The following is a 23,414-nucleotide window of genomic DNA, read 5'->3' as shown; positions in this document are numbered from 1 at the left end:
GGAGGAGCGGATGGGAACGCAAGGCGATCGCATTTTCCAGATCACTGCCGAGCGGGGGTTTCCGGACCCCTGGCTCAGCTTCGGGGACTCCCTCTGTGATGAGGCAGCCCTGAGCACGGAGTTGACCCGTGCCATCAGCAAGGCCCGCAAGGAGCCCGAAGGCGGAACGCGCGCCGAGGTCACCCGGGTGTTCCAGGCCAAGAAGGCGAACCTTCGCCGCTGCGCTGGCATCTTGGACCAGGTTCTCGACGACTACGACGCGTCCGGCATGTGGGGCGTGCTGGACGAGCGCGCAAGCAGGCTGGACGTCCAGGACGTACTGGAGACCTGGGGCCGCACTCAGGCTCTCCACCCGTTCCCCGTCGTGCTCAGGAGCCTTGAGTTCAACTGGGGCTACATGAAGGAGCACGGCGTCCGGGCGTTCTACGAGATGACGCGGGGCTACGTCTCGCGGCTCCAGGAGAACACCGAGCGGTGGCATGAAGCCTGGAACGGCGAAGTCGCAACGGGCGTGGTGGACCGCATCACGTCCATCGAGTGCGACCTAGCCAGCATCGAGGCTCCCATGCACTGCGACGTGTGCAAGAAGACGATCACGGCGCTGCTGTACCTCGACGAGTAGCCCGAGGTGACGTAGTGGGCATTGAGGAGGCCCCCGTTCCGGCACTCGACCTGTCCAGGGTTCGCCAGCCGGAACGGGGGCCTCTGTGCCCGCTCTGGCCACGCGGCGGGGGAACCGGGTGAGCCCCACCCCGCCGGGTAACGGGGTCTTCCTGGGGGGCTCCCGCGACCAGAGCGGGGGCTTATGGGTGCGCGAGCGTCGCGCCGATCACGAAGCCGCACGAGCCGCTGATAGCGATGATCAGCAGAGGGCCGGCGAACCGGCACACGTAGGCCGCTAAACGCCTCACGATTCAACCTCCTGATACGGGTTGCCCCGGCCGGGTTCCACCCGCCAGTAGGTCTCAGTCATCAGCTTGAATCCCCGGTGATGCGGGTTGCTGCCAGTGTGATCAAGCGCCCAAGTCTGCTGCGGAGAACCGTCGTTGTCGGCAGCAGCTGACATGTCGTGGCACGTCATGCACATGATTTGGAAGATCGCGACCGGCACGCCTTCCCGGTTGTCCGCACCGAGCCGCCATTCGGCATAGGCGTGCACCTCACGAACGCTCACAGCCGCCCCAGCCCCAGCCCCCATCGACTGTCCCGGTTGGCCTCAGCGACGCGGGGCACCAGGCGCTCACAGCTGGTCGGACGACGGAACGATGCCGTCTGCCACTCGTCACCATCGGGAGCCTTGAGAGTGAGCAGGGCTCCGTCCCACCCCGTCACGGTCCCCACACGTCCCGTCCGCGCGTCCGTGGTCAACTCCCCTTCCCTCGGGACGTACGGGGGGTCTGAGGGCTCTCCAGCGATCATGCGAGCCACCTCCTGAGACCGTCCTCAACATCTCGAAGGACTTCCGGCAACGGCTCCGCGTAGGTCCGGGGTACCCGCTCCGGGGCCATCCGCCAGAAACCACCGGCCTCTACCAGAGCGGCCATGTCCGCTACGTCGTCAGCTGTTCCACCTACCCGGGCCACATAGTCCGCCATGATCGCCGCCGCCTTCCGCTCGTGTGCTCTCAGTAGTTACCTACTCACACCCTGACCCTGGCAGCGGTACTCTGAACAGGGCAGACGTTCATACAACTCGCTGTATGAAGAAGGGCGTTGCGCGGTGGCACACCCGAACGAAAGAGACCTGGACGGGACAGCCAATCCGAGGAAGTTCTTCGGGTCGGAGCTGCGTCGGCTACGCGAGGCCGCAGGGCTGAAACAGGGGCCACTGGGGAAGCTCGTCTTCGTATCGCCGCAGTACATCAGCCACCTTGAGACAGCGTTCCGAACGCCCAACGATCTCGAATTCGTACAGCGACTGGACGACGCCTTGAGCGCAGACGGACACCTGGTCAGGGTGTACCGCATGGCCGAGCGCACAGAGGAGGAGTCGCAGCTAGCCGACTACTTCGCAGCCGTCGCCGCTCTTGAACCGACCGCGCAGCGCATCGACTGGTACGGAGCCGCACTGATCCCCGGCTTGCTCCAGACACAGGAATACGCGGAGGAAATCACGCGCGCATCCGGCCCCTTCCGTACGAACGAAGAGATAGCAGAGTTGGTGGCCGCTCGTATCAAGCGGGCCGATACCCTCCACAACCCCACCGGGCCGAAGCTCCTGGTCATCTTGGACGAGGCGGCGTTGCGCCGTCCCATCGGAGGGCCCAAGGTCATGCGCGGCCAGCTGTCGCACGTCAGCGACGTGATCCGGGCACGCCGCGCAGTCGTGCAGGTTCTGCCGTACAGCGCTGGCGCCCACCCTCTGCTGTCAGGGCAGCTCATCATCATGCGCTTCGCAGACACTCCCCCGCTCGCCTACATCGAGGGCCCACACGGAGGGCAAGTCATGGACAAGCAGGAGACGCTAGATGCCTGCATGTTGTCCTACGATCTGGCCAGGGCCTCCGCACTGTCGCCGGAAGCGTCCCTAACCCTGCTTGAATCGGTGACGGAGGAGTACACCAGATGAGCACCACCCCCGACCTCTCCCGCGCACGGTGGCGTAAGTCGACCTACAGCGACGGGAACGGCGGCGCTTGTGTCGAAGTGGCGGACGACTTCACCGGCATCGTCCCCGTGCGAGACAGCAAGGCCCCCGAAGGCCCCGCCCTGATCTTCCCCGCCGCATCATGGGCAGCCTTCGTCAACGATCTACGGGCCGGCCGCTAGCCCCGATTACGCCCACGGCGCTGCCCCGCCCGATACACCGTGCGGGGCAGCATCGCGTGCGGAAACTGCCAGGTCAGCCGAGTTTCAGAGAGCTTCGCGCGATGGCGTGACGGGTATGCCAGACTTACGGCATGGAGGCAACACAGACCAGGGGAAGTTGATCCACTCGTCGGTGCGCTTCCACACGTACTCGCACTTCACGAGCGAGTGCGACTTCTCGTAGACGACCGCGCTGCGGACCTCCGCCACATGATCGAGGCAAAAGTCGTGCACAAGCTTGAGTGTCTTGCCGGTGTCGGCGACGTCGTCCGCGATCAGCACCTTCTTGTTGCCGAAGTCGATCGCGTTCGGGACGGGCGCCAGCATGACCGGCATTTCGAGGGTCGTCCCGACGCCGGTATAAAACTCGACGTTCACCAGGTGGATGTTCTTCACATCCAGGGCGTAGGCCAGCCCGCCGGCGACGAAGACCCCGCCGCGGGCGATGCTCAGGATGATGTCGGGCTCGTACCCGTCGTCGGCGATGGTCTGCGCGAGCTCGCGCACGGCCCTGCCGAAGCCCTCGTAAGTCAGATTTTCCCGCACAGCACTCACACCTGCGTCCGATGGAAGTTGAGGAAGGACCGCGAGGCCGTCGGCCCGCGCTGACCCTGATAACGCGACCCGTACCGCTCGGAGCCGTACGGGAACTCCGTGGGCGAGCTCAGCTGGAACATGCACAGCTGCCCGATCTTCATGCCGGGCCAAAGCTTGATCGGCAGCGTTGCCAGATTCGACAGCTCAAGGGTGACATGCCCGGAGAACCCGGGATCAATGAACCCGGCGGTGGAATGCGTGACAAGCCCGAGCCGCCCGAGCGAGCTCTTCCCTTCCAGCCGGGAAGCAAGATTGTCCGGCAGCGTGATCGTCTCGTACGTCGACGCCAGCACGAACTCACCGGGGTGCAGGATGAACGCCTCGTCCCCCTCCGGCTCCACCTCGCGCGTCAGATCCGCCTGCTCAACAGCCGGATCGATATGCGGGTACCGGTGGTTCTCGAACACCCGGAAGTAGCGGTCGAGCCGCACGTCGATGCTCGAGGGCTGCACCATTGATTCGTCGTACGGATCAATACGCACGCGTCCGGCATCGATCTCGGCCCGGATGTCCTTGTCTGAGAGAAGCACGCCCCGAGGATACGCAGAACGCGCGGGCCCGCCCCAACCGGACCGGTCCCGCGCGCCTCTCACTCCGACCTCTAGCGCTGCCCCATCACCACGGGAACGGCATTCCGAAGCCGGGCACAGCGCGGACAGCGGATAAGCCGCCCCGGCCCGATGCGGCCGGCTCCGAGCTGCTGCAGCGGGAACGATGTGGTGCTGAACACGTGCCCCTCGGCACAACGGACGACGGTGGGCTCCATCAAGTCCATCAAGTCCATCAAGTCCCTTCCCCAAAGCGTGGACGAGAAGGCCACATTAGGGGATGAACAGGACGCCACTCCAGGCGGCACTCCGCCGTCCAAGGTGCGCCCACACGACGCCACGAAAACCCCGCCCCGCACACGCCGGGGCGAGGACTGGGGTACACTGTCGGACGACGCGGTGCTGATCAACGGCCCGCTGCGCGGGTGTAGTTTAATGGTAGAACATGAGCTTCCCAAGCTCAGAGCGCGAGTTCGATTCTCGTCACCCGCTCCACGACAAAGCCCCAGGTCATAGACCCGGGGCTTGTTTGTTGTCTAGACCTGTTGGACCCCGCCGCGCCCTCCGCGTGCCCCAACTCGCAGGAATGCCCTGCCCAGAGGGGCCTACGCGCACCACTCGCACCACCTGGAGCCGAGGCTCGTCCGAACTCTGAGACGCACTTCAAGTGATCTGCGTCACCTCCTGGGTTCGAGCTGTTGGCATCGCCTCCGCGAAGGCGTGCTGGCGCCTGGGGCTCTCCGACCGGGCAGGGAGGATCGGTACCTGTCCAGGGAAACAGCCCATACGGGTCGGTCCCCGTGGCTAGCGTGGGTTCCCATGACTGATGCAGCACCCACCGGGGCGGACCTCCTGTCGTGTCTGGACCGCTTGCAATTACGTTTCGACTCGCAAGCCTCGCTGGTTGCAAGGGACGCCCATGACGACCCGGCGACGCTGGACTGGAGTTGCAGCGCCGTCCTTCCCCTGTGGGAGCCCGATGACGAGGAGGCCGCGGCCGACAACATGCGGCTACTCGCACCCGGCATGTCGCTGTCCCGGAAATCCGGGACCGAGCGCGAGGAATTGACCCTCTTCACCATGTCCGGCCTCACGCTGGACCTGTGGCGCATCGGACGCATCTACGAGTCGCTGGACTCACGCGACGCCGACTACGAGCATTTCGCGCCGCTCTTCGACAGGTCAGGCGACCTTGGCCTCCATCCTGATCTGGAGGAGTGCCTCGTCACCGGTACCGACGTGATCATCATCGATCGAGCGCAGATCGCGCCGGGATGGCGAGGCCGGGGCGGCGTCGGTCGGCTGCTCATCACTCGCCTGCTCCGCTGGGTGGCCGGCCGCGCGGCACTCGTGGCAACCCACCCGTACCCGATCGACATCCCAGTCGAGGAACGGGACGACGAGGCTCGGGAAGCACGGGAGAAGTCGATCGTGCAGCGCACTTGGCAGTCCTTGGGCTTCGAACCCTTCCGTGAAGACCTGTGGGTGATGAAGCCGCACCTTCGAGCCCACGAAGATGCCGCGGAAGGTTTGGAGACAGCATTCGCCCGTTATCTCTGAGCCCTCGCTCCTGCCCCTCCGACGCCTATGAGACATACGAGTACTGCAATGAGCCCGTTTCATCTTGAAGCTGCTGTCATGGGGCTGGTGTGGGTTCGATGTTCCAGCGCGTGTGCGCCTGCTGGCCGACGTCGATGAGGACGGCCACGAGTGCCGCCCGGCCTTTCCCGCGTTCCTTCATGGCGTCGCAATGGGGGCACAGGGCGACCATCTGCGCGGGGTGGTCACGGCCCCTATGCGCTCGATGTGGTCGACATCGAGGATGGGGCGCCCGTCGTCCGTGGTGTCGGTCGGCTGCCCGCCGCAGGCTGGGTTTTCGCGGCGGCCTTGACAGTGGAGCCGGACGGCTTTTGCGGGCCTGATCCATACGGACCGGATCCCGCGTCAGCGCTCCCGACGGCGATCGCGCGTCTCAGGTTCCCGGCGCTCCACCTTCGCGACCAGGGCACGGTACTCAGCGGCCTTGGTGGCCCTGGGGACGGGCGTCGGGTCGATGCTTTAAAGGGCGCCGAGGGCGCGGCGGGTGAGTTCGACCGCGACCGCGAGGGCGTCGTCTCCGCCTTCGGTCAGACGCACGGCGACGGGGCATCCGGCGTAACGGGTGCTGGCCATGTCCACCCACGGCCGGCGGGCGTAGTCGGCGGCGGCCTGGGGGCTGAGTCGAATCTCGACACGGGCGATATACGGCAACAGGTAGGCCGCGGTGGCCGTCTGGCCTGCCATGTGTTGGATACGGACGTAGCAGCCCGGGCCCGGGCCGATGTCCGTCGGCGGCCGCAGCGACGCGCAGACGCCCTCACCGGCGACGGCTTGGCGGAAGTAGGTATCGGAAGAGATCGCGGTGTAGGGGTCGGCGGCGGACTAGATGAGGCCCTGGATTCGGTGAAGGGTGGTGGGGGCGAGATGGTGCATTGGGTGTGTCCGTACGTGGTCGGTCCCCCCGCCCGGACGGGGGCAGTGGGCTGTACAGGGCGTGGCCGGTGTTGTGGTCAGTCGGTGGTGGCGTACTTGGTGATCTTGATGACCGCGAACGACGGCGCCGTCATCTGTCCGCCCATCGTGGTGGTGTACGTGTAGGGCGGGCCGACCATGACGTCGGCCGTGAACGCGTCGTCGGTGACGATGTCCTCGATGCCGGTCTTGTTGCCCGCGGCCAGGGCGGTGAAGAAGCTGTTCGTGTCGCAGTCGGCGATGTATCCGTACTGCGGCTGCTTCTTCTCGCCGCACGCGTTCGCCCGGAACGATGTTGCGCCGGTGGCGCTGTCGGACTGGGTCACGTAGCCGTGGACGCGGTAGCACTTGCCCACCAGGGACTGCGAGTCACGGGCAAGCTTCTTGAACTCCCGGTCGGACAGGGTGGTGAACTTGGTGCAGGTCGGCGTCGGCGACGGGGTCGGTGTCGGTGTCGGTGTGGCCTCGGCCGTCGGTTCAGCCGTGGTCTGATCCGCCGCCTGGGTCTCCTCGCTCGGGGTGGTGCTGGCCGGCGCCGGCGTAGCGCCGTCCGCTGCCGAGGTGTTCGCGGTCGCGCCGACCGTGCCGAGGGTGAACCCGAGCCCACCGGCGACAAGCGCCGTCGCGGCGAACGCGCATCCGAGGAGCAGTCCGCGGTGCCGGTTCGGGGAGTGCGGCGTCGGCGCCCACGTCGGCGTGTGACTGGGCATGGATGGGTTCGGCTGGTCGTTGTCCACGTCGCGTTTCTCTCTTGTCTGCAAACGGCCCCGCTCAAGGCTGTACGGAGCCGGTCGGATGACGGATGGTCTGTTCAGCGAAGAGCCCCGCCCGGTTGGGGACGGGGCGACAAGCGGGTGGTGTCAGGCGCTGATGCGGGCGGCGAGGGCGGCCAGCGACACGTTGCCGGCGGTGTGCCAGTAGTGGGCGGAGTCGAACGAGCCGTCACGCCGTCCGACACAGTCGACATCGGCCTCCTCCGCGATCCTCACCAGGAGGCCCGACGCGGAGTAGGCGTTGCCGTCGTACAGCCAGAGCAGGGCGTCGCGGTCCGACGTGGCGTTCGGGTTCCACAGGGCGAGGCGCGCTCGCCAGTCCTTTTGGAAGAGGCGCATGAGGCCCGCAATCTCGTCGTCGCTTTCGCGCTGCCACTGGGGGTGGAGGAGGTCGGCGCCGGTCACGGGGCAGGGCTCGGCGGCGAGGAGCGTACGCACAGCAGTCGTCATCGTGGTGTGTCCGTCCGTGGTGTCGTTCAACAGATTGTTGATTGTGGCGCGGAACTCGTGCCCGTGAGTGGCGATCCCGCGATGTGGAATCAACGGGCCGTGGACGGTACGTGCCTGGCGGACATACATGAGGGCGTTGGCCCAGTAGGTGTGGTTCACGTCGGTCATGTCGATGCAGTCGAAGCAGCGCAGGGCCGTACTGACTGAGATCAATGAACAGGGCCTCAAGGAGGCCCTGGACTGGGAATGCCGGGACTGCGGCGCCACCATCGGAGATGCCTGCCTTACAGCCGGCGGCAGGGCACGAGAGCCTCACTTCCTACGAACCAGCGACGCCAAACTGCCCTACCTCCAGGTTTACGGCCTGAGGTGGATGAGGGGCCGGGTCTGCGACCCGGCACGCCGTGAAGCGCAGTACCACGAGAGGGCCGGGACACAAACGGGTTCGGGGCACAACCAAAGCCCGTCACAAACGACGAGCACACGCGCCGACGCGGAGGTCGCCACCGCGGCCGTTAGGCGCGATCGGCGCACTACGGGGTCCGGCACAGCGAAGCGGGCCCGGCCGACGACGGTGGAAATCCGGCCAGTCTCGTGGCGGATGTCTCAACTCGAAACTTCGAGACGCTTGGTGAAGGTCTTGCCCGCGTCCCGGGTCTCGTAGATCCCGTCCTGCGTGGCAACAACGATGTGGCTCGGGCTGACAGCCGTGAGGGCCTGCGACTGTCCGCCGGGGACCTGGCCGACCGGCTTCCAGCTCGTGCCGCCGTCGGTGCTGCGGTTCAGCTTCGCATTCAGGTCCACGCCGTACAGGGCGTCCTTCTTGGGCCAGGAGAGGAAGGCCATCACCGGCTCGGCGCCGGCTCGGAAGGTCCGGCCGCCGTCGGTGCTCCTGGCGATGCCGCCCTCTGTGGTGGCCAGCACCGTGTTCGTGTCGTCCGGGCTGACGGCGAGGTCGAGCAGGCGCAGGTCGGCCCGGTTGTCCCAGGTGGTGCCGTCCTGGCTGACGCGCAGCTTGCCGCTGACGCTGTCGTAGCCGTAGATCGTGTTGTGTACGACGTCGAGGGCGTGGAAGTCGGCCTCGCCCTTCAAAGAACGGGTCTTCCATGTCTTGCCGGCATCGGTGCTCGCGATCAGGCCGTGGTGCGGCGGCTCGTCGTCAGAGGCGGGGTGCCCGCTGGCCAGGAAGGTCTTGGGACCGGCCACCGTGAATCCCATGAAGTCGTCCCGGCTGTCGCCCACGAGCTGTGGTTCGCCTTCGGCATTCGGGGTGAAGAGGCCGTCATGGGTGGCGACGTAGAGCCGGCCGTCCGACGGATCGACGCCGAGCCCGTGGACGTGGCTCAGGCTCAGAGCCGCATCTGCCGAGTCGGAGTCGGAGTCGCTGGTACAGGCCGCCAGCCCTGTGGCGAGGAGCGCGGCGGCGAGGGCGGGAGCGAGGGCACGCACGTTCATTAGAGGGTCCCCTACGGGATCGAGTGGGTGAAGCCGCCTGGCTTTGTCACGGCCCGATGGACTCCCGTCGCCGGTCCGAGCCCGAGGTGGGGGCGCTTTGCCGTGCGGCGGAGTGTTCGCGCAGCAGGCGTAGCTCCTCGCGGGTGCGCCTGATCTCCTCGTCGACGCTCTCCCGGGTACGCGGGGGCCGAGCCGTACAACAGCCACCCTTGTTTCGCATCGGGCGGATGCAGCACACGTACGTGGCGGCGACCGCGAGCAGCGTCGCAGCCAACAGGAGCCACGTGCCCGTCATGGAGTGCGGTCCTTCCTAAGGTCCGTCTTCGGGGCGCTCTCGCCGCGCAGTGCCTCTACCTCCTTGCGCAGCCGGGCGAGCTCCTGCTCCTGCTCAGCGGTGGGAGCGGCAGGGGTGGTGTGCGGCGGCTGCCCGGCGTTGGACTGCCGGGAGCGCATCATGAACCACATCATCAGGCCCATCCCGATGGGACAGGCGAGCACGGGAAGCAGGTACAGCAGCTGGTCCATCACTGTCCTTCGCTTTCGATCGGGCGACGGTGTTCGGCCCCCGGAAGGAGAGGCATAGACCCCTATACCTCTCACATTACGACGGTAGAACCTTCCCCCTGGGGCAAGGTCAAGTCCGCTACCATGGCGCGCATGACGCGACGTGTGCCGCCGGCGCTCCGGACATGGTCCGGGGCACTGCTTGTGTGCGCGCTCATGCTCTGCCTCTCCGGCCTGGCCCGTCCCGCAATGGCGGCGGCGATGCCGATGACGATGCCCGGCCCGATGGAGAGCGCATCTTCGGCCGCAGCCGAAGCCGGGCACACGGCGATGGTGACCGATTCCGCCGGTGGCGGGCCGCAGTGCCCGATGGTCCAGGAGCAGTGCGCGGCACCGAAGGCCACCGTCGTCCAGGACGGCCCGACTGCTCCAGCGCTCGGTGACGCACCGCAGACGACTCCCTGCTCCACCGTGGACCTGCTGTCGCAGCCCAACGCGCCGCCACCGCCGCTCCCCCCTCCCGATCTGCACCGGTTGTGCGTGTCGCGGACGTGATAGTTCCGCTCCCGTGAGGCTCTGCCTCGCGGGACGCCGTGCTGTCTCACGTCCGCCTCGGCACGCCCGCACATCCGTATGCGCGTGCCGTCGTCGCAGAACAGGAGTAACGACGCATGCCGTCGTCTGTCGCATTGCTCATCACCGGTGTCAGCACAGGTCTTCTCGCCGGTGGCGCCTCCTGCGCCGCCGTACAAGGGGGTCTCCTCGCCGGCGCGGTCACCCGCCGCTCCCCCGCCCCTGCTTCCCCGGCCTCCACCGCCAAGCAGCCCAAATCGGCAGGTCGTACGGCCACGGCTCAGCGGGTCGCGGCGCCCCCGGCACCTCAGCCATCGACCGGGCACCTGGCACCGGTAGGGGCGTTCCTGGCCGGAAAACTGCTCTCCCACACGATCCTCGGGGCACTGCTGGGAATCTTCGGCGCCGCGCTGCAGCCCAGCCCCCGCGTCCAGGCGGCGATGCTGGTGATCGCCGGGCTGCTGATGGTGCTGTTCGCGCTGGATCTGTTCGGGGTCAAGGCGGTGGGGCGGCTGGTGCCACGACCGCCTGCCTCGTTCGGCCGGCTGCTGCGGCGCAGCGCCAGGACCGATTCGGTCGCCACCCCGGCCCTGATCGGCTTCGCCACGGTCCTCGTGCCGTGCGGAGTGACGCTGTCCGTGGAGCTGCTCGCCATCACGGCCGGATCGCCGGTGGCCGGGGCGGCGGTCATGTTCGGGTTCGTACTCGGCACCGCGCCGCTGTTCGCGGCACTCGGCTACGTGTTCCGCCGTACCAGCAGGGCGCTCTCCGGCCAACTCGCCGCCCTCACCGGTGTGGTGGTGCTGGCGGTTGCCGCCTGGACGATGGCCTCCGGGCTGCAGGCCGGCGGCTGGGTCTCCTTCACCGTCCAGGACAAGCAGGCCACGGCAAGTGGACCGTTCATCGTCGAGGGCGGCGATCAGGGCAGTGCCGAACCAGGCTCCGGGAGTGGTCAGACGGCGGCGGCCGACGCGCCCGTACGTACCGACGCCTCCGGACAGCAGATCGTCACGCTGACCGTGACCGACTTCTACGAGACCACCCAGTTCACCGCGAAGGCGGACGTGCCCACCACGCTCGTACTGCGCGGCAAGGACTCCGGCGGCTGCGCCCGCGCCTTCACCATCCCCGAACTCGGCATCCAGGAGATCGTCAAGCGCAACGGCGACACCAAGGTCGACCTGGGCACCCGCAAGGCCGGCACCCTGCGCTTCTCCTGCGCCATGGGCATGCAGACCGGCACCATCGACTTCAAGTAAGGACCAACATGAACCTGTTCAGCCGTACGAAGGCGAAGACCGAGACCGAGAGCGGCGCGGAAGTGGTCCTCCTCGTCGAGGGCATGCACTGCAACAGCTGCGGTCTGCTCATCGACGACGAACTGGAGGACCTCGCCGGAGTCCGCTCGTCCAGCACGGACGTACGCGCCGAGCGGACCTTCGTCCGCCTGGAGGAAGGCGCCGACGTGGACACTGCGGCGCTCATCGCGGCGGTGGAACAGGCCGGCGACTACACGGCCCGGCCCGCCGACTGAGGCCGGCTCCCGGTACGGGCTCCGCGTACGGCCGCCCCGGCATTCCAGCCGCCGGGGCGGCCTCCCGGCCCTCCGCCGCTGCCCCTCTTGCTTGACCTTGCCCATGGGTCAGCGTTTTAGCGTTGCCGCAGTGGTACCCGACGACGTGGCCGGGGCGCCGGCCTCCAAAGGAGGGTGGGGTGGCATGAGCGCAGCCGATATCGGTGTTCTCGTCGCAGGCGCCGGCCTGATAGCGCTGCTCGCGTGGTTCTTCCTGGGACCCAAGAAGATGCGGCTGGCGGAAGTGCGCAGCGGCGTACAGGAGATCACGATCACGGTGAAGGGCGGGTACTCCCCGGATCTCATCCGGGTCCGCCAGGGCATGCCCGTACGCCTGGTCTTCGACCGTCACGAGAGCGGCGAGTGCACCTCCCGCGTCGTCTTCCCCGACTTCGGTCTGACCAAGTCGATTCCGGCGTTCGGCAAGGCGACGGCCGAGTTCGTCCCCGACAAGGCGGGCCGCTTCGGCTTCGCCTGCGGGATGAACATGGTGCACGGGACGCTGGAGGTCGAGCCACCGAACGGTGACGAGGAGGTGGTCGCTCCGACGACCTCCTCGGAGGCGGAGCGCGCCGTTCACGCACCCATCACATCCGCGCCGGGAGCTGTCGGCGAGGACGCCGAAGCGGCGGCGCGACGGGCGGAGATCGCCGACCTGTCCCTGCGGGTGGCTGTGGGCGCGGTCCTGTCCGCCCCAGTCGTCGCGGCCGTGATGTTGCACGAGCTCTTCGATGTCGCCGTGCCGGACCTGCTGCTGAACCGTTGGCTTCAGTTCGCGCTGATCACCCCGGTGATGTTCTACACGGGCTGGCCGATCCACCGGACCGGGTGGCTGGCCATGCGGCACCGCACCGCCGAGATGAACTCGCTGATCACGTTGGGCACCTGCGCGGCCTACGGGTACAGCCTGCTGGTCACCGTCGCGCCAGGGCTGTTCCCCGCTTCCGTACGCGAGGTGTACTACGAGGCGGTCGGGGTCATCCTGACCCTGATCCTGCTGGGCCGCCTGTTCGAGGCGAAGGCCAAGGCGGGCACCGGCGAGGCGATCCGCGAGCTGCTGAACCTGCAGGCCAAGACGGCGCGGGTAGTACGGGACGGTGCGGAAGTGGAGGTACCGGCCGAGGATGTCGAGCGGGGCGACATCGTGGCGGTCCGGCCGGGCGAGAAGGTGCCCGTCGACGGTGTGATCGTCGACGGTCGCTCCACCCTGGACGAGTCCATGGTGACCGGGGAGTCCATCCCGGTGACCAAGGAAGTGGGCGACGAGGTCGTCGGAGCAACCATCAATCAAACCGGCGCGTTCCGAATGGAAGCGGCCAAGGTCGGCGCGGACACGGTGCTGGCCCAGATCGTCCGGCTGGTGGAACAGGCGCAGGCGTCCCGGGCGCCGATCCAGCGGATCGCGGACCTGGTCTCGGGCTACTTCGTTCCAGCGGTGGTCTTCATCGCCATCGCTTCGTTCGTCGTGTGGTTCACGATCGGACCCTCTCCGGCCCTGACCTTGGGGCTGGTCGCAGCCGTGGCGGTACTGATCATCGCCTGCCCCTGCGCGCTCGGGCTGGCCACTCCGCTCTCCATCATGGTCGGCACGGGCAAGGGCGCCCAGGCGGGCGTTCTCATCCGCTCCGCCGAGGCGCTGGAGACCGCGCACCGGCTGGAGACGATCGTGCTCGACAAGACCGGCACCATCACAAAGGGCCAGCCCGCGCTGACCGATGTCGTCCCTGCGGACGGCGTGAGCGAGGACGAGGCGCTGCGGCTGGTCGCCTCCGCCGAGCGCTCCTCGGAGCATCCCCTTGGCCAGGCGATCGTGTCTGGCGCGGCCGATCGCGGCATCGAGCTGCCCCAGGCCGCCGAATTTGATTCGGTCACCGGCCAGGGGGTCAGGGCGACTGTCGAAGGACGCCGCCTCCTCGTGGGCAAGGCCGTACTCCTGAAGCAGGCGGGCATCGACCCCGCGCCCTTGCACGCGGACGCTGACAGGTTGGCCGCCGAGGGCAAGACCGCGATCTTCGCGGCAGCCGACGGGTGGCTCGTCGGCGTGTTCGCGGTCGCCGACACCGTAAAGGACGATTCGGCTGCGGCCATCGCCGAACTGAGGCGCATGGGCCTGGAGATCGTCATGATCACCGGTGACAACCGGCCTACCGCCGAGGCCATCGCGGCCCAGGTCCGGATCGAGCGGGTCTTGGCAGAGGTACTGCCCGAGCACAAGGCCGACGAGATCCGCCGCCTACAGGACGACGGCAAGCGCGTCGGCATGGTGGGGGACGGCATCAACGACGCCCCGGCACTTGCCCAGGCCGACGTCGGCTTCGCCATCGGCACAGGCACCGACGTGGCCATCGAGGCAGCCGACGTCACGCTCATCTCCGGCGCCCTGGGCGGCGTGGTCACCGCGGTGGCGCTGAGCCGGGCCACCATGCGCAACATCCGCCAGAACCTGTTCCTCGCCTTCGTCTACAACACCGCCGGCATCCCGCTGGCCGCCGGTGCGCTCTACCCGCTCACCGGCTGGCTGCTCAGCCCGATCATCGCCGCTGCGGCCATGGCCCTCTCCTCCCTGTCCGTGGTCGGCAACGCCAACCGCCTACGCGCGTTCAGCCGCCCGGAACTCCCCGTGGCCACACGGCCGCCGGCCGGTGAACAGCTCTCCACCGGTGAGCGCGCAGAACTGCGGCACCATCGGTGAGGTGTCACAGATCCACGACCAGCCGTGGGCTGTGCGCCCGGGACACGCAGGGGTAGATGACATCGCGGCGATGGCGCTCGCTGTCGGCCAGCACGGTGTCGCGGTGGTCGGGCGTGCCGTCCAGGACGCGCAGCTCGCACGTGCCGCAGAAGCCCTCCTCGCAGAAGGCGGCTGTTTCGGGGACGACTTGGCGGATCGCTTCCAGCAGGGTGCGGTCGGGCGGTACGGGAAGGACGTGACCGGTGCGCCGCAGCTCGACCTCGAACGCTCTTGCGGCGGGCGCGGCTTGAAGTAGCGCCCCGAAGCGTTCGGTGTGCAGGTGCCGGTCGGGGAAGTCCGCGGCCATAGCCTGTTCGACGGCGGTGATGAGCGGTTCGGGGCCGCAGCAGTAGACGGCGGCTCCCGGCGGGGTTCCGGCGAGCGCGGTGGCGAGATCGAGAAGCCCGTGTGTGTCCTCGGGGATGATGTGGACGCGGTCGGCGCCGAGGGTGCGGAGTTCGTCGGCGAAGGCCACCGAGGCGCGGGACCGGCCCCCGTAGAGCAAGCTCCAGTCTCGGCCTGCCGCGGCCGCCGCGCGGACCATGGGCAAGAGCGGCGTGATGCCGATGCCGCCGGCGATGAACAGGTAGTGGTCGGCCAGGACGAGCGGGAACCTGTTGCGGGGCCGGCTCACCCCGATCCGCAGACCCACTCGCAGCGCGTGGACCTCCGCCGACCCGCCGCGCCCATCAGGCGCGTGCCGTACGGCGATGCGGTACGTCTCCCGGTCGGCGGGGTCGCCGCACAGCGAGTACGGTCGGACCCGGCCGGAGGGCAAGGTGAGGTCGACGTGGGCGCCGGGCTCCCAGGGGGCGAGCCGACCGCCGTCCACGGCAACGAGTTCGACAAGTACGACGCCGTCGGCCACCGGCCGCAACTCCTGAACAACGACGGGCCGGGACCCTGGCACGTCGGGGGTGACTGCGGGTCGCGCGGCGCCGGCCATCTCGGGCGCGCGGCGGCCGATCAGCAGCCGGTAGATGGCGAGGAAGGCGACGGCGGCAACGACGGTGAGCCCGGTCCAGCGCACGGCTGCCGTGTCGGTTCCGGCAGTGAAGGCGTGCACGGTGGTGAGGGCGAAGAGAGCGAACGTACTGGCATGGACATAGCGCCACCACCGGTACGGAATACGCGCCTTGAGCAGCGAGGTCGTCTCGATCGCGGCGACAAGGTAGAGCGAGACCACGCCCCAGGCGACCGCCGCGGGCCGGTAAGCGGAGGTGAAGGGCAGGAGCAGCTGCGGCAGGCCGATGTCGACCCAGGAGTCGGCAACCAGCGCGAGAAGATGGACGGTCAGAAAGACCAGGCTCAGGCCGGACAGGAAGCGGTGCGCGTCCAGCAGGCGCGCCGGAATAGGCCGTGGGCCCAGGACCCGCGTCGACAGGAGCAGTCCCCACAGCACGGTGGCGGAGAGCAGCCACCAGGACATCAGCCCGCCGACGCGGGCGAGGTACCACCACAGTTTGGGGTCCACGTCACATACCTTTCCCAGGGCCCGGCGCTGTGCGTCGTCCCGTCTTCCCTCACGAGCAGGCCGGCGACCCCATGTGCCTCCAGCAGCACTTTCCCGGCGGGGAGTCCTGCGATCAGGGCTGCCTTTGCCAGCACCTCAGCCCAGTGCGTCTCGGCCGCGACCACGGTGACGCCGGTCACCGAGTTGGTGGCGGGCAGACCAATCGCCGGATCGATCAGGTGGTGGAACTCCCGCCCCTGCCGCCGCCACCGGCGCCGCACCCGGGTGGATGTCGCGACCGCGCCATCGGTGAGGGCCAGCCAAGCGAGATCGTCGCCCGGTGTGGCCTCGTCCTCCAGCGCGACGACCCACGCATCGGCCGCTGGCGGGCGTCCGGCCACCCGTACGTCCCCGCCGAGGTTGACGCAGACTCCATCGGCCCCGGCCCCCAGCAACTCAGCCGCGAGGAGGTCGGCCGCGTACCCCTTGCCGATGCCGCCGAGGTCCAGGCGTACGCCCGGAGGCAGCCGTACCCGCCCGTCGTCGGCGAACTCGATGCCGGCACAACCAGGAGCGGGGGCGGGGTCCGAACCGGGTGGCAGCTCGCCGTGCAGCTCGGGGAAGGTACGGCTGTAGCCCGCAGCTTCCAGGGCGGGCAGCACGGTCGGGTCGAACAGGCCGCCGGTCACCTCCCACGCCCGTACGGCACGGCGTACGAGAGCGGTCGTCGGCGCGGACAGCGGCACCCAGCGGCCGGGCGAGGCGTTGAGGCGGCACAGTTCGCTGTCGGCACGGAAGCGTGACCACAGCGACTCAAGCTCCTCCAGCCGGGAGCGCGCCCAGACCAAGAGGTCCGGTTCACCGCCGGTCACCAGGAGGTGGGCGGTGCTGCCCATGACCGGAAACCGCGCCTGAAAGGTCTCAACTGCCACGGCTACGCGTCACCGGAGGAGTCGGTGCAGCAGACGCTGCCGGGGCGGTGGGAGCGGTCGGCCCGGACGTGCTGCTCCCGGAGCCACAGCCGCTGCCGCTGCTTCGGGTCACCGGAGCAGACGGCACCTGGGTCTGGGCCTGGGGCGGCGCCGGGGTGGCGGGGGCCGGGACGGACGCGTCCTGCGTACCAGCCGCCGCGGGCACGGCATTTGCCACTGACGGCTGGGCACCGGAGATCAGCGCCGCCGTGAGGAGCGTGGCCCCGGCCAGACTTGCGGCGGCGACTCCCACACGTACGGCCGTACGCCGGTCACGCTCCTCGGCGGCGTCGTCGAGGTCGGCCACCGTCACATCCCGCCCATGCCCATGCCCATACCCATGCCACCCATGCCGCCGCCGTTCATGCCGCCCATGCCGTTCTGCTGCGGAGGCGTGCTGGGTGCGGGGTTGGTGGGGTTCGGCGCGGGCGTGCTGCCATTGCCGGGCTTCTGGCTGTTGTTCATCGAGCCGGGCCCCATCTCCATCCCGGCTTCCATGCCCCGGCGCATGGCTTCGAGCTGCATCTGCATCTCCATGCTCATCTCCATGTCCATGCCGTTGTTCCCGTTGCCCGGCATGCCGCTGCTGGGCGCCGGGCCGGGAGTTGTGGGCGATGCGGAAGGCGCCGGGGAGGACGGGGCCGCGGGTGCGGTGTTGGGGGCGGCCGGCGTGTCGGGGCCGCCGCCCGCGACCGCCGCGGTGGCGACGACGGCGGTGACGCCCACGGTCACCATCGCAGCGGCGATGGCGAGAGCGGTGCGGTGCTTGATGGCACTGGCCATGGGTCTTTCCTTCTTTCCGTACGGGCGTGAGCGCGTGGCGGCTCAGGCGCGGTTGGCGGGCTGGAAGCGGCGCAGCCGCAGGCTGTTGGTGACGACGAAGACCGACGAGGAGGCCATCGCGGCTCCGGCGATGAGGGGATTGAGCAGGCCGAGGGCGGCCAGGGGCAGGGCGGCTACGTTGTAGGCGAAGGCCCAGAAGAGGTTGCCCTTGATCGTGGCCAAGGTCTTGCGCGCGAGGCGGATGGCATCGGCGGCCCCGCGCAAGTCACCCTTGACCAGGGTGAGATCGGCCTTGAACTGGGCGACCGCCTCGGCGCTGGTCGGCTTGACCGTATCGGCGACCACGAACGCGGCACGAACGAGGTCGTCCCAGGCGGCGAAGACCACCGTGTGACCGGCCTGCTCCGCCGTGCGCTGAGCCTCGGCCAGTGAGGGCGGGACCGTCAGCTTCCACTGATCGGCGAGCCAGCTCGCTCGGCCGGCGATCACCAGCCGTCCTTCGACCGTGCCGGTGACGCCGCGCCCGGCGTGGTTGGCGAAGTCGGTGACGGGCGCCAGGGTGCCGACCTCGTCGGCGGCGGCCTCGGCGATGGCCCCGGCAATCGGATGCTCGCTCGCGTGCTCGACGGCGCCCACCAGCCGCAGGACCGCATCGCGGTCCGCGCCCTCCGTGAGAATCACGTCGGCCAGCCGCATCCGGCCCTCGGTGACGGTGCCGGTCTTGTCCAGCACGATCGTGTCGATACGGCGGGTGGACTCCAGCACCTCGGGCCCACGGATCAGCAGGCCGAGCTGGGCACCGCGACCGGTGCCGACCATCAGGGCGGTCGGCGTGGCGAGTCCCAGCGCGCACGGGCAGGCGATGATGAGTACCGCCACCGCCGCGGTCAGCGCGACGGCCGCCGGGTAGCCGAGTACGAGCCAGCCGAACAGCGTTTCGACGGCCAGCAGAATGACAATGGGGACGAAGATCGCCGAGATCTGGTCGGCCAGCCGCTGCACGGCCGCCTTGCCGGTCTGGGCCTCCTCGACGAGGCGGGCGATCTGCGCGAGCTTGGTGTCGGAACCCACCCGTGAGGCCCGTACGACGAGTCGCCCACCGGCGTTGACGGTCGCGCCGGTCACCGCGTCGCCGAGGCCGACCTCCACCGGTAGCGACTCGCCGGTCAGCAGCGACTCGTCCACCGCCGAGGCGCCCTCGACCACCACCCCGTCGGTGGCGATCTTCTCGCCGGGCCGTACGACGAACTCGTCCCCGACCGCCAGCCGCTCGATCGGCACCCGTACCTCACGCCCACCGCGCAGGACGGTGACGTCCTTGGCACCCAGATCCATCAGCGCCCGGATCGCCTCCCCGGCCCGCCTGCGGGCGCGCGCCTCGAAGTAACGGCCGGCCAGAATGAACGCGGTCAGCGCCGCGGCCACCTCCAGGTAGATCTCCGCCGAACCGCCGTGCTCGCCGCTGTCCGAGCGAGGCAGGAGGGAGACCTCCATCCGCATTCCGGGTTCGCCGGCGCCGCCGAGGAACAGCGCGTACACGCTCCACACCCACGCCGCCAGCACACCCAGCGACACCAGGGTGTCCATGGTCACCGCCCGGTGCCGCAAGTTCAGCATCGCTGCGCGGTGGAACGGCCACGCTCCCCACAGCGCCACCGGCAAGGCCAGCGCGAAGGCGAGCCACTGCCAGAACCGGAACTGCGTCGCAGGCACCATCGACAGCACGACCACGGGCACCGTCAGCACCATCGACGCCAGCAGCCGGTCCCGCAGCGCCCGCACATGGCGCTCATCCTCGCCGCCGGACCCGCCGCCGGACCCATCGGCGCCGGCTGCCGGGCCTTCCGTCGCGGCGGAGGGAGGCGGGGCGGGCAGGCTTGCCCCGTACCCCATGTCCTTGATCACGTCGATCAGGTCCTGCGGCGTCACGTCCTCGGCGTGGCCGACGCGGGCGCCTGCGGTGGCGAAGTTCACCGACGCGCTCACGCCGGGCAGCTTGTTCAGCTTCCGCTCGATCCGGGCCGCGCAGGAGGCGCAGGTCATTCCGGTGATCGACAGGTCGACGGTCCGTGCCGGTTCGCTCTGGCCGGGTATCTGGGTGGTCGGCTCGGTGCTGCTGGTCATGCGGTGCTCGTCCCTGTGCGCCTTCGGTGCTTGGACCGGGACGCTATAACCTTGCCCTTAGGGCAGAGTCAAGCCCGCAGGAACGGCACCGAGACCCCGAGGAGGGCGACCGCCATGCTGACCGTCGGCCGCGTCGCCGAGCAGACCGGACTGAGCGCCAAGGCCATCCGCCTCTACGAGGCCGGAGGGCTCATCGACCCACCCGAGCGCACGCCCTCCGGATACCGCACCTACAACGACGAATCCCTGCCCGTGCTGCGCTTCATCCGCCAGGCCCAGACCCTTGGCCTGAGCCTGAAGGAGATCAAGCGCATTCTCGACCTGCAGCGCGAAGGCCAGCAGCCCTGCGGCCTGGTCACCGGCCTTCTCGACGAGCACCTCGCCGAGATCGACCAGCGCATCGCCGATCTGGAGGCCCTGCGCGAGACCCTTCAGGCCGCCCGCGACCGCGCGGACCAGGCCGCCGACCGCGGCGAGACCGCCGTGATCTGCCACATCATCGAGGCCGCCCCCGTCGACACGGACTGATGGCTTGACCTTGCCCTTGGGGCAAGGTTCTAGCGTCGCTCGTGACGGATACGAGCGCAAAGAAGGCGAGGTAACGAGCAATGCCATTCCGTGAGGGCGAGGTCTACCGCTGCCCCGACCCAGCCTGCGGGTGCGAGCTGACCGTGACCAAGGCGGCCCCGCCGACCTGCTCAGGCCAGTCGAACCCCAGCTGCTGCTGCGGCAAAACAATGACCAAGGCCGCATAGCACTGGCAAAAACGGGGCCCGTCGACGACGTCGGCGGGCCCCGGGTCGTTGCGCAGCATTGAGGGCGTCGAGGAGATGGACTCCGGCCCTGCTGGATACACCTTCACTCTGCGGGCACTTGCGTCCGCAACGGCTGAGCGGAGGGTCACCCCCCAGACCGAGGGGTTGCCCCTCCGTGGCGGTAGCAGACGGCTGAGCCGGTACTTCCATGCTGACCGTGCCCCATCCGTGCCCTCCAGTGCGGTAAACCACGGTCAACAGAGGCTCGTCCTCGCACCACCACAGAGACCACTCGACTCGCATTCTGCCTGGTCAGGCCACATGTCGATCTCCCAGGCACCGTTGATTCCCAAGCTCAGAGCGCGAGTTCGATTCTCGTCACCCGCTCCGCGAGAAAGCCCCAGGTCAGCGACCCGGGGCTTGTTTGTTATCTAGACCTCTCAGGGGTCGCGTGCGTCTCGCGCGATGCAAGGGGCCTATTGCCGCGTCGAGTTGAGCGCCGCAACGTCTTGGTCCGAGATTCAGCCGCCCGCGACCCCGCGCCCGCCGTGTGCCCGCACAGGACATTGGACACCGAGCGCGGAGTGGCTGACCGTGGCGTCCGCGAGTGAACGGGAGCAGGCTGGATAGGCGGAGGGTTACCGGTACGAGTACGGCTGCGGCTGCCCCCGGGACAGCTTGCGCCGGTCGTGCACCGCTCAGGAGGAAGAGAGCGTCATGGCATCACTAGCCGAGCGGAAGGCGTACCGCGAGAAGATCATGCAGGCTCTGTACGAGACCACGGAAGGCAACCGCCTTCTGGGTGTCACCGGGGCGCAGCTGCTTCTCGATCTCGGGATCCGCGAAGAGGATCTGGCTGCTGCCTGCACTTATCTGGTGGGCGAGGACCTGATCGTGGTCGACTGGGCCACGGGCAATACGCCCGCCATGGTCACGCTGACACACCAAGGCATTCGACGCATGGAGGCTCAAGAAGAAGAGCGCGGTTGATGCGGCGCCCGGGGCCGTGTCCGAGCCGCTCGAGGGCCACACTGCCCGTAAATCCCGTTACGCCGGAAATCGTGCAGTAGTACGGTAAAATTGGTTTTGGGTTGGTGCACTCTCACGTGCAACCGCCCGGAAGGGCGGCCCCGGCGTGTATACGCCGGGGCCGTTGTACAGCGGTCGGCGCGGCAACACAGCTGACGCCACGGCTCGCTTGCGGGGCGAGCTCGGGTGGGGACTGAGGCCGCAGTGGCGCTCTGCGGAGGCGGTTGAGGGAGCCCCGTCTTGCGGCAGCCCACGCCCGCCATGCAGTCGCACGGGACTGGGACACCCAGGCAGGGATCCGACTGGGTGAGTGGGCGTGGCGTCAGGGGTCGGCGGGGGCAGGTTAAAGGCGGAGGGCAACCGATCCAGGTGCTCGGCTGCGACATTCCGTGGGACGGCCGGCACCGACTGGTGCCCCGCTCAGGAGGGAGAGGGCATGATCCAGGCAGCCGACATCCGAGAGTGGCGCAACCACGATGTCGTCGACCCGAAGCAGCGCAAGATCGGCCTGCTCGAAGCGATCTATGTGGACACCACCACCGACGAACCGGCCATGGCCACCGTCCGGACCGGTCTCCTCACCCGCCAGCGCCTGGTCTTCGTTCCCCTCGACGACGCCATCCTCGGGCCGGCCTACCTCAAGGTCTCCTACGCCAAGGGACTCGTGAAGAAGGCCCCTTCGATCGGCACGGACGACGTACTGCCCGCCGAGGAGGAGGAAGCGATCTTCCAGCACTACGGCCTGACCTACCAGCCGGGCGCCAAGGGCGAACGGCAACTCGCGCGCCGCTGACCGCCCGCGCTCAGTACAGCTCAGTACAAAGGAGGTGCTCGGGTGATGGCGCTCTTCCTGCTTCCTGGTGTCCGTCGCACTTGGGCTCATCGGCGTCGCGGCAGATGGCCTGGCTATCTCTGATCATCGGCATCGTGCTCCTTGTGGCCGATGTCGCCTTCATCGGCGTGCGACGGTCCCGGCGCGCTCGTGCGGCGTCCCATCCGCTGACGGGGCTCCCGCACACCGTTCAACCCATCGCTCCGCATCGGTCCGTCGGGCCCTGTCCAGAAGTATCCTGAAGTTACCGAGGACACTTCGCACACCAGCTTTCACGCTCGTGTCGTCTCCGGCGATTCACAACACCGGGCCGGCCTGCACCGGCCCGGGGCAGGGTCCGCGTCATGACCGCGACCATTTTGTATACGCCTGCGGCCGAAGACCGGACCTCTTCGCCGCCCCTCCGACTCGTGCTGGCGCCGGCCGGCACGGCTCCGGCTCTGATCGACGGTGCGTGGTGGCCCCGGTCCCGCGACCTCGCGGCGGAACTTCCCGCGCTGACGGCCGTACTGGACCCCATGTGGGGGCGGATCACTCGCGTCACTGTGAACCCCACGTTCTGGCCAGTCATCCCACGCAAGGTGCCCGTCCACGGGCATGTGGTCCACGTGGGCTGGTTCAAGGCCGAGCAGGACCCGCACAAACTGCTGCTGCTCTCCTACACCGCCGGCCGCTGGGACCTGCTCGTGATCCCACCCGAGACCAGCCCCGGCACAGCGGCCCGTCTGATGGCCGCGCCCACTGATCCGTTGCGCAGTTTCACCGCGAGCGGCTTGATCCAGGAGGCCGAGCTCTACTGGATCGCCGCCGAGGCCGAGTGGGACGCGACCCGGGAGAGGGTCTGGGACTCCGAAGGCGGTCACGGAGCGCGCCAACCGACCTCGCCTTTGCCTGCCCCGGCAGACATTGCTCAGGTACCGGATCCGACGGAAGGGATGTGACGAT

26 protein-coding genes and 1 tRNA gene are annotated in these 23,414 nt (G+C 68.6%); 13 read left to right on the top strand and 14 right to left on the bottom strand.

The window, feature by feature from the left end; genetic code table 11:
• Positions 1-10: 10 nt before the first annotated feature.
• Positions 11-622: a hypothetical protein gene (locus tag J7E89_RS08530; protein WP_214970466.1), complete on the top strand. Its 612-nt coding sequence runs from the start codon at positions 11-13 to the stop codon at positions 620-622.
• 285 nt (positions 623-907) lie between these two features.
• Here the strand turns inward: J7E89_RS08530 and J7E89_RS08525 are convergent, their stop codons facing one another.
• Positions 908-1,159: a hypothetical protein gene (locus tag J7E89_RS08525; protein WP_214970465.1), complete on the bottom strand. Its 252-nt coding sequence runs from the start codon at positions 1,157-1,159 to the stop codon at positions 908-910.
• Positions 1,160-1,719: 560 nt separating this feature from the next.
• Between J7E89_RS08525 and J7E89_RS08520 the strand changes: the two genes are divergently transcribed.
• Both J7E89_RS08520 and J7E89_RS08515 read left to right on the top strand, forming a co-directional pair.
• The gene (locus J7E89_RS08520) at positions 1,720-2,568 is read left to right on the top strand and encodes a helix-turn-helix transcriptional regulator (protein ID WP_214970463.1); all 849 of its coding nucleotides are present in this window, start codon (positions 1,720-1,722) and stop codon (positions 2,566-2,568) included.
• On the top strand, positions 2,565-2,768 hold the full coding sequence (locus J7E89_RS08515; protein WP_214970461.1) for a DUF397 domain-containing protein: 204 nt from the start codon (positions 2,565-2,567) through the stop codon (positions 2,766-2,768). The genes J7E89_RS08520 and J7E89_RS08515 overlap by 4 nt, the downstream gene beginning before the upstream one ends.
• An 84-nt stretch (positions 2,769-2,852) precedes the next feature.
• On the opposite strand, the gene J7E89_RS08510 is transcribed toward J7E89_RS08515, so the two are convergent.
• Together J7E89_RS08510 and dcd are read right to left on the bottom strand one after the other, a co-directional pair.
• Complete coding sequence (locus J7E89_RS08510) at positions 2,853-3,362, bottom strand: phosphoribosyltransferase (protein ID WP_214970459.1); 510 nt, start codon at positions 3,360-3,362, stop codon at positions 2,853-2,855.
• Complete coding sequence (dcd, locus tag J7E89_RS08505) at positions 3,359-3,934, bottom strand: dCTP deaminase (protein WP_214970457.1); 576 nt, start codon at positions 3,932-3,934, stop codon at positions 3,359-3,361. Before dcd ends, J7E89_RS08510 begins: the two co-directional genes overlap by 4 nt.
• 439 nt (positions 3,935-4,373) lie before the next feature.
• Between dcd and J7E89_RS08500 the strand changes: the two genes are divergently transcribed.
• Together J7E89_RS08500 and J7E89_RS08495 are read left to right on the top strand one after the other, a co-directional pair.
• Positions 4,374-4,447, top strand: a tRNA-Gly gene (locus J7E89_RS08500).
• A gap of 324 nt (positions 4,448-4,771) precedes the next feature.
• The gene (locus J7E89_RS08495) at positions 4,772-5,512 is read left to right on the top strand and encodes a hypothetical protein (RefSeq protein ID WP_214970455.1); all 741 of its coding nucleotides are present in this window, start codon (positions 4,772-4,774) and stop codon (positions 5,510-5,512) included.
• A gap of 498 nt (positions 5,513-6,010) precedes the next feature.
• Here J7E89_RS08495 and J7E89_RS08490 read toward each other — a convergent pair whose 3' ends face one another.
• From J7E89_RS08490 to J7E89_RS08465, 6 genes are all read right to left on the bottom strand, one after another.
• A complete protein-coding gene (locus J7E89_RS08490) occupies positions 6,011-6,235 on the bottom strand; it encodes a hypothetical protein (RefSeq protein WP_214970453.1) in 225 nt (74 codons plus the stop codon).
• 266 nt (positions 6,236-6,501) lie between these two features.
• Positions 6,502-7,200, bottom strand: a complete 699-nt coding sequence (locus tag J7E89_RS08485; protein WP_214970450.1) for a hypothetical protein — start codon at positions 7,198-7,200, stop codon at positions 6,502-6,504.
• Between the two features lie 123 nt (positions 7,201-7,323).
• The gene (locus J7E89_RS08480) at positions 7,324-7,899 is read right to left on the bottom strand and encodes a hypothetical protein (protein ID WP_214970446.1); all 576 of its coding nucleotides are present in this window, start codon (positions 7,897-7,899) and stop codon (positions 7,324-7,326) included.
• A gap of 393 nt (positions 7,900-8,292) precedes the next feature.
• Entirely contained in the window at positions 8,293-9,141 is an 849-nt protein-coding gene (locus J7E89_RS08475; RefSeq protein ID WP_214970444.1) for a F510_1955 family glycosylhydrolase, read from the bottom strand.
• A gap of 46 nt (positions 9,142-9,187) precedes the next feature.
• Positions 9,188-9,436, bottom strand: coding sequence for a hypothetical protein (locus J7E89_RS08470; protein ID WP_214970441.1), 249 nt, complete (start codon positions 9,434-9,436; stop codon positions 9,188-9,190).
• Positions 9,433-9,666 (bottom strand): hypothetical protein, encoded by a 234-nt coding sequence (locus J7E89_RS08465; protein WP_214970438.1) that lies wholly within the window; start codon positions 9,664-9,666, stop codon positions 9,433-9,435. The genes J7E89_RS08470 and J7E89_RS08465 overlap by 4 nt, the downstream gene beginning before the upstream one ends.
• Before the next feature lie 132 nt (positions 9,667-9,798).
• Between J7E89_RS08465 and J7E89_RS08460 the strand changes: the two genes are divergently transcribed.
• From J7E89_RS08460 to J7E89_RS08445, 4 genes are all read left to right on the top strand, one after another.
• Positions 9,799-10,200 carry a hypothetical protein gene (locus J7E89_RS08460; protein WP_214970435.1) on the top strand — a complete coding sequence of 134 codons (402 nt, stop codon included), beginning with the start codon at positions 9,799-9,801 and terminating at the stop codon, positions 10,198-10,200.
• A 116-nt stretch (positions 10,201-10,316) separates the two neighbouring features.
• Positions 10,317-11,477, top strand: a complete 1,161-nt coding sequence (locus tag J7E89_RS08455) for a sulfite exporter TauE/SafE family protein (RefSeq protein ID WP_214970418.1) — start codon at positions 10,317-10,319, stop codon at positions 11,475-11,477.
• An 8-nt stretch (positions 11,478-11,485) separates the two neighbouring features.
• Entirely contained in the window at positions 11,486-11,752 is a 267-nt protein-coding gene (locus J7E89_RS08450) for a cation transporter (RefSeq protein WP_251060277.1), read from the top strand.
• A gap of 184 nt (positions 11,753-11,936) precedes the next feature.
• Positions 11,937-14,483 (top strand): heavy metal translocating P-type ATPase, encoded by a 2,547-nt coding sequence (locus J7E89_RS08445; RefSeq protein WP_214970415.1) that lies wholly within the window; start codon positions 11,937-11,939, stop codon positions 14,481-14,483.
• Between the two features lie 4 nt (positions 14,484-14,487).
• Here J7E89_RS08445 and J7E89_RS08440 read toward each other — a convergent pair whose 3' ends face one another.
• The 5 genes from J7E89_RS08440 to J7E89_RS08420 form a co-directional block, all read right to left on the bottom strand.
• Positions 14,488-15,468, bottom strand: coding sequence for a 2Fe-2S iron-sulfur cluster-binding protein (locus J7E89_RS08440; protein WP_374196799.1), 981 nt, complete (start codon positions 15,466-15,468; stop codon positions 14,488-14,490).
• Positions 15,469-15,950: 482 nt separating this feature from the next.
• Positions 15,951-16,871, bottom strand: a complete 921-nt coding sequence (locus tag J7E89_RS08435) for an FAD:protein FMN transferase (protein ID WP_214970410.1) — start codon at positions 16,869-16,871, stop codon at positions 15,951-15,953.
• 25 nt (positions 16,872-16,896) lie between these two features.
• Positions 16,897-17,253, bottom strand: coding sequence for a hypothetical protein (locus J7E89_RS08430; RefSeq protein WP_214970407.1), 357 nt, complete (start codon positions 17,251-17,253; stop codon positions 16,897-16,899).
• 2 nt (positions 17,254-17,255) lie between these two features.
• Positions 17,256-17,729: a hypothetical protein gene (locus J7E89_RS08425; protein ID WP_214970404.1), complete on the bottom strand. Its 474-nt coding sequence runs from the start codon at positions 17,727-17,729 to the stop codon at positions 17,256-17,258.
• Positions 17,730-17,771: 42 nt separating this feature from the next.
• Positions 17,772-19,853 carry a cation-translocating P-type ATPase gene (locus J7E89_RS08420; RefSeq protein ID WP_214970400.1) on the bottom strand — a complete coding sequence of 694 codons (2,082 nt, stop codon included), beginning with the start codon at positions 19,851-19,853 and terminating at the stop codon, positions 17,772-17,774.
• A gap of 114 nt (positions 19,854-19,967) precedes the next feature.
• Here J7E89_RS08420 and J7E89_RS08415 point away from each other — a divergent pair, with 114 nt between their 5' ends.
• The 4 genes from J7E89_RS08415 to J7E89_RS08400 all read left to right on the top strand — a co-directional run bounded on the left by J7E89_RS08415 (position 19,968) and on the right by J7E89_RS08400 (position 23,410).
• Complete coding sequence (locus J7E89_RS08415) at positions 19,968-20,381, top strand: heavy metal-responsive transcriptional regulator (RefSeq protein ID WP_214970397.1); 414 nt, start codon at positions 19,968-19,970, stop codon at positions 20,379-20,381.
• Between the two features lie 944 nt (positions 20,382-21,325).
• A complete protein-coding gene (locus J7E89_RS08410) occupies positions 21,326-21,598 on the top strand; it encodes a hypothetical protein (protein WP_108150560.1) in 273 nt (90 codons plus the stop codon).
• A 475-nt stretch (positions 21,599-22,073) separates the two neighbouring features.
• Entirely contained in the window at positions 22,074-22,430 is a 357-nt protein-coding gene (locus J7E89_RS08405) for a PRC-barrel domain-containing protein (RefSeq protein ID WP_214970394.1), read from the top strand.
• Positions 22,431-22,813: 383 nt separating this feature from the next.
• Complete coding sequence (locus J7E89_RS08400) at positions 22,814-23,410, top strand: DUF5994 family protein (RefSeq protein ID WP_214970392.1); 597 nt, start codon at positions 22,814-22,816, stop codon at positions 23,408-23,410.
• The last annotated feature ends 4 nt before the right edge of the window (positions 23,411-23,414 follow it).

Source organism: Streptomyces sp. ISL-100, assembly GCF_018614615.1.
Taxonomy (GTDB): Bacteria; Actinomycetota; Actinomycetes; order Streptomycetales; family Streptomycetaceae; genus Streptomyces.
Note: the sequence above shows the minus strand (reverse complement) of the source record. Positions and strands in the feature narration are given on the sequence as shown.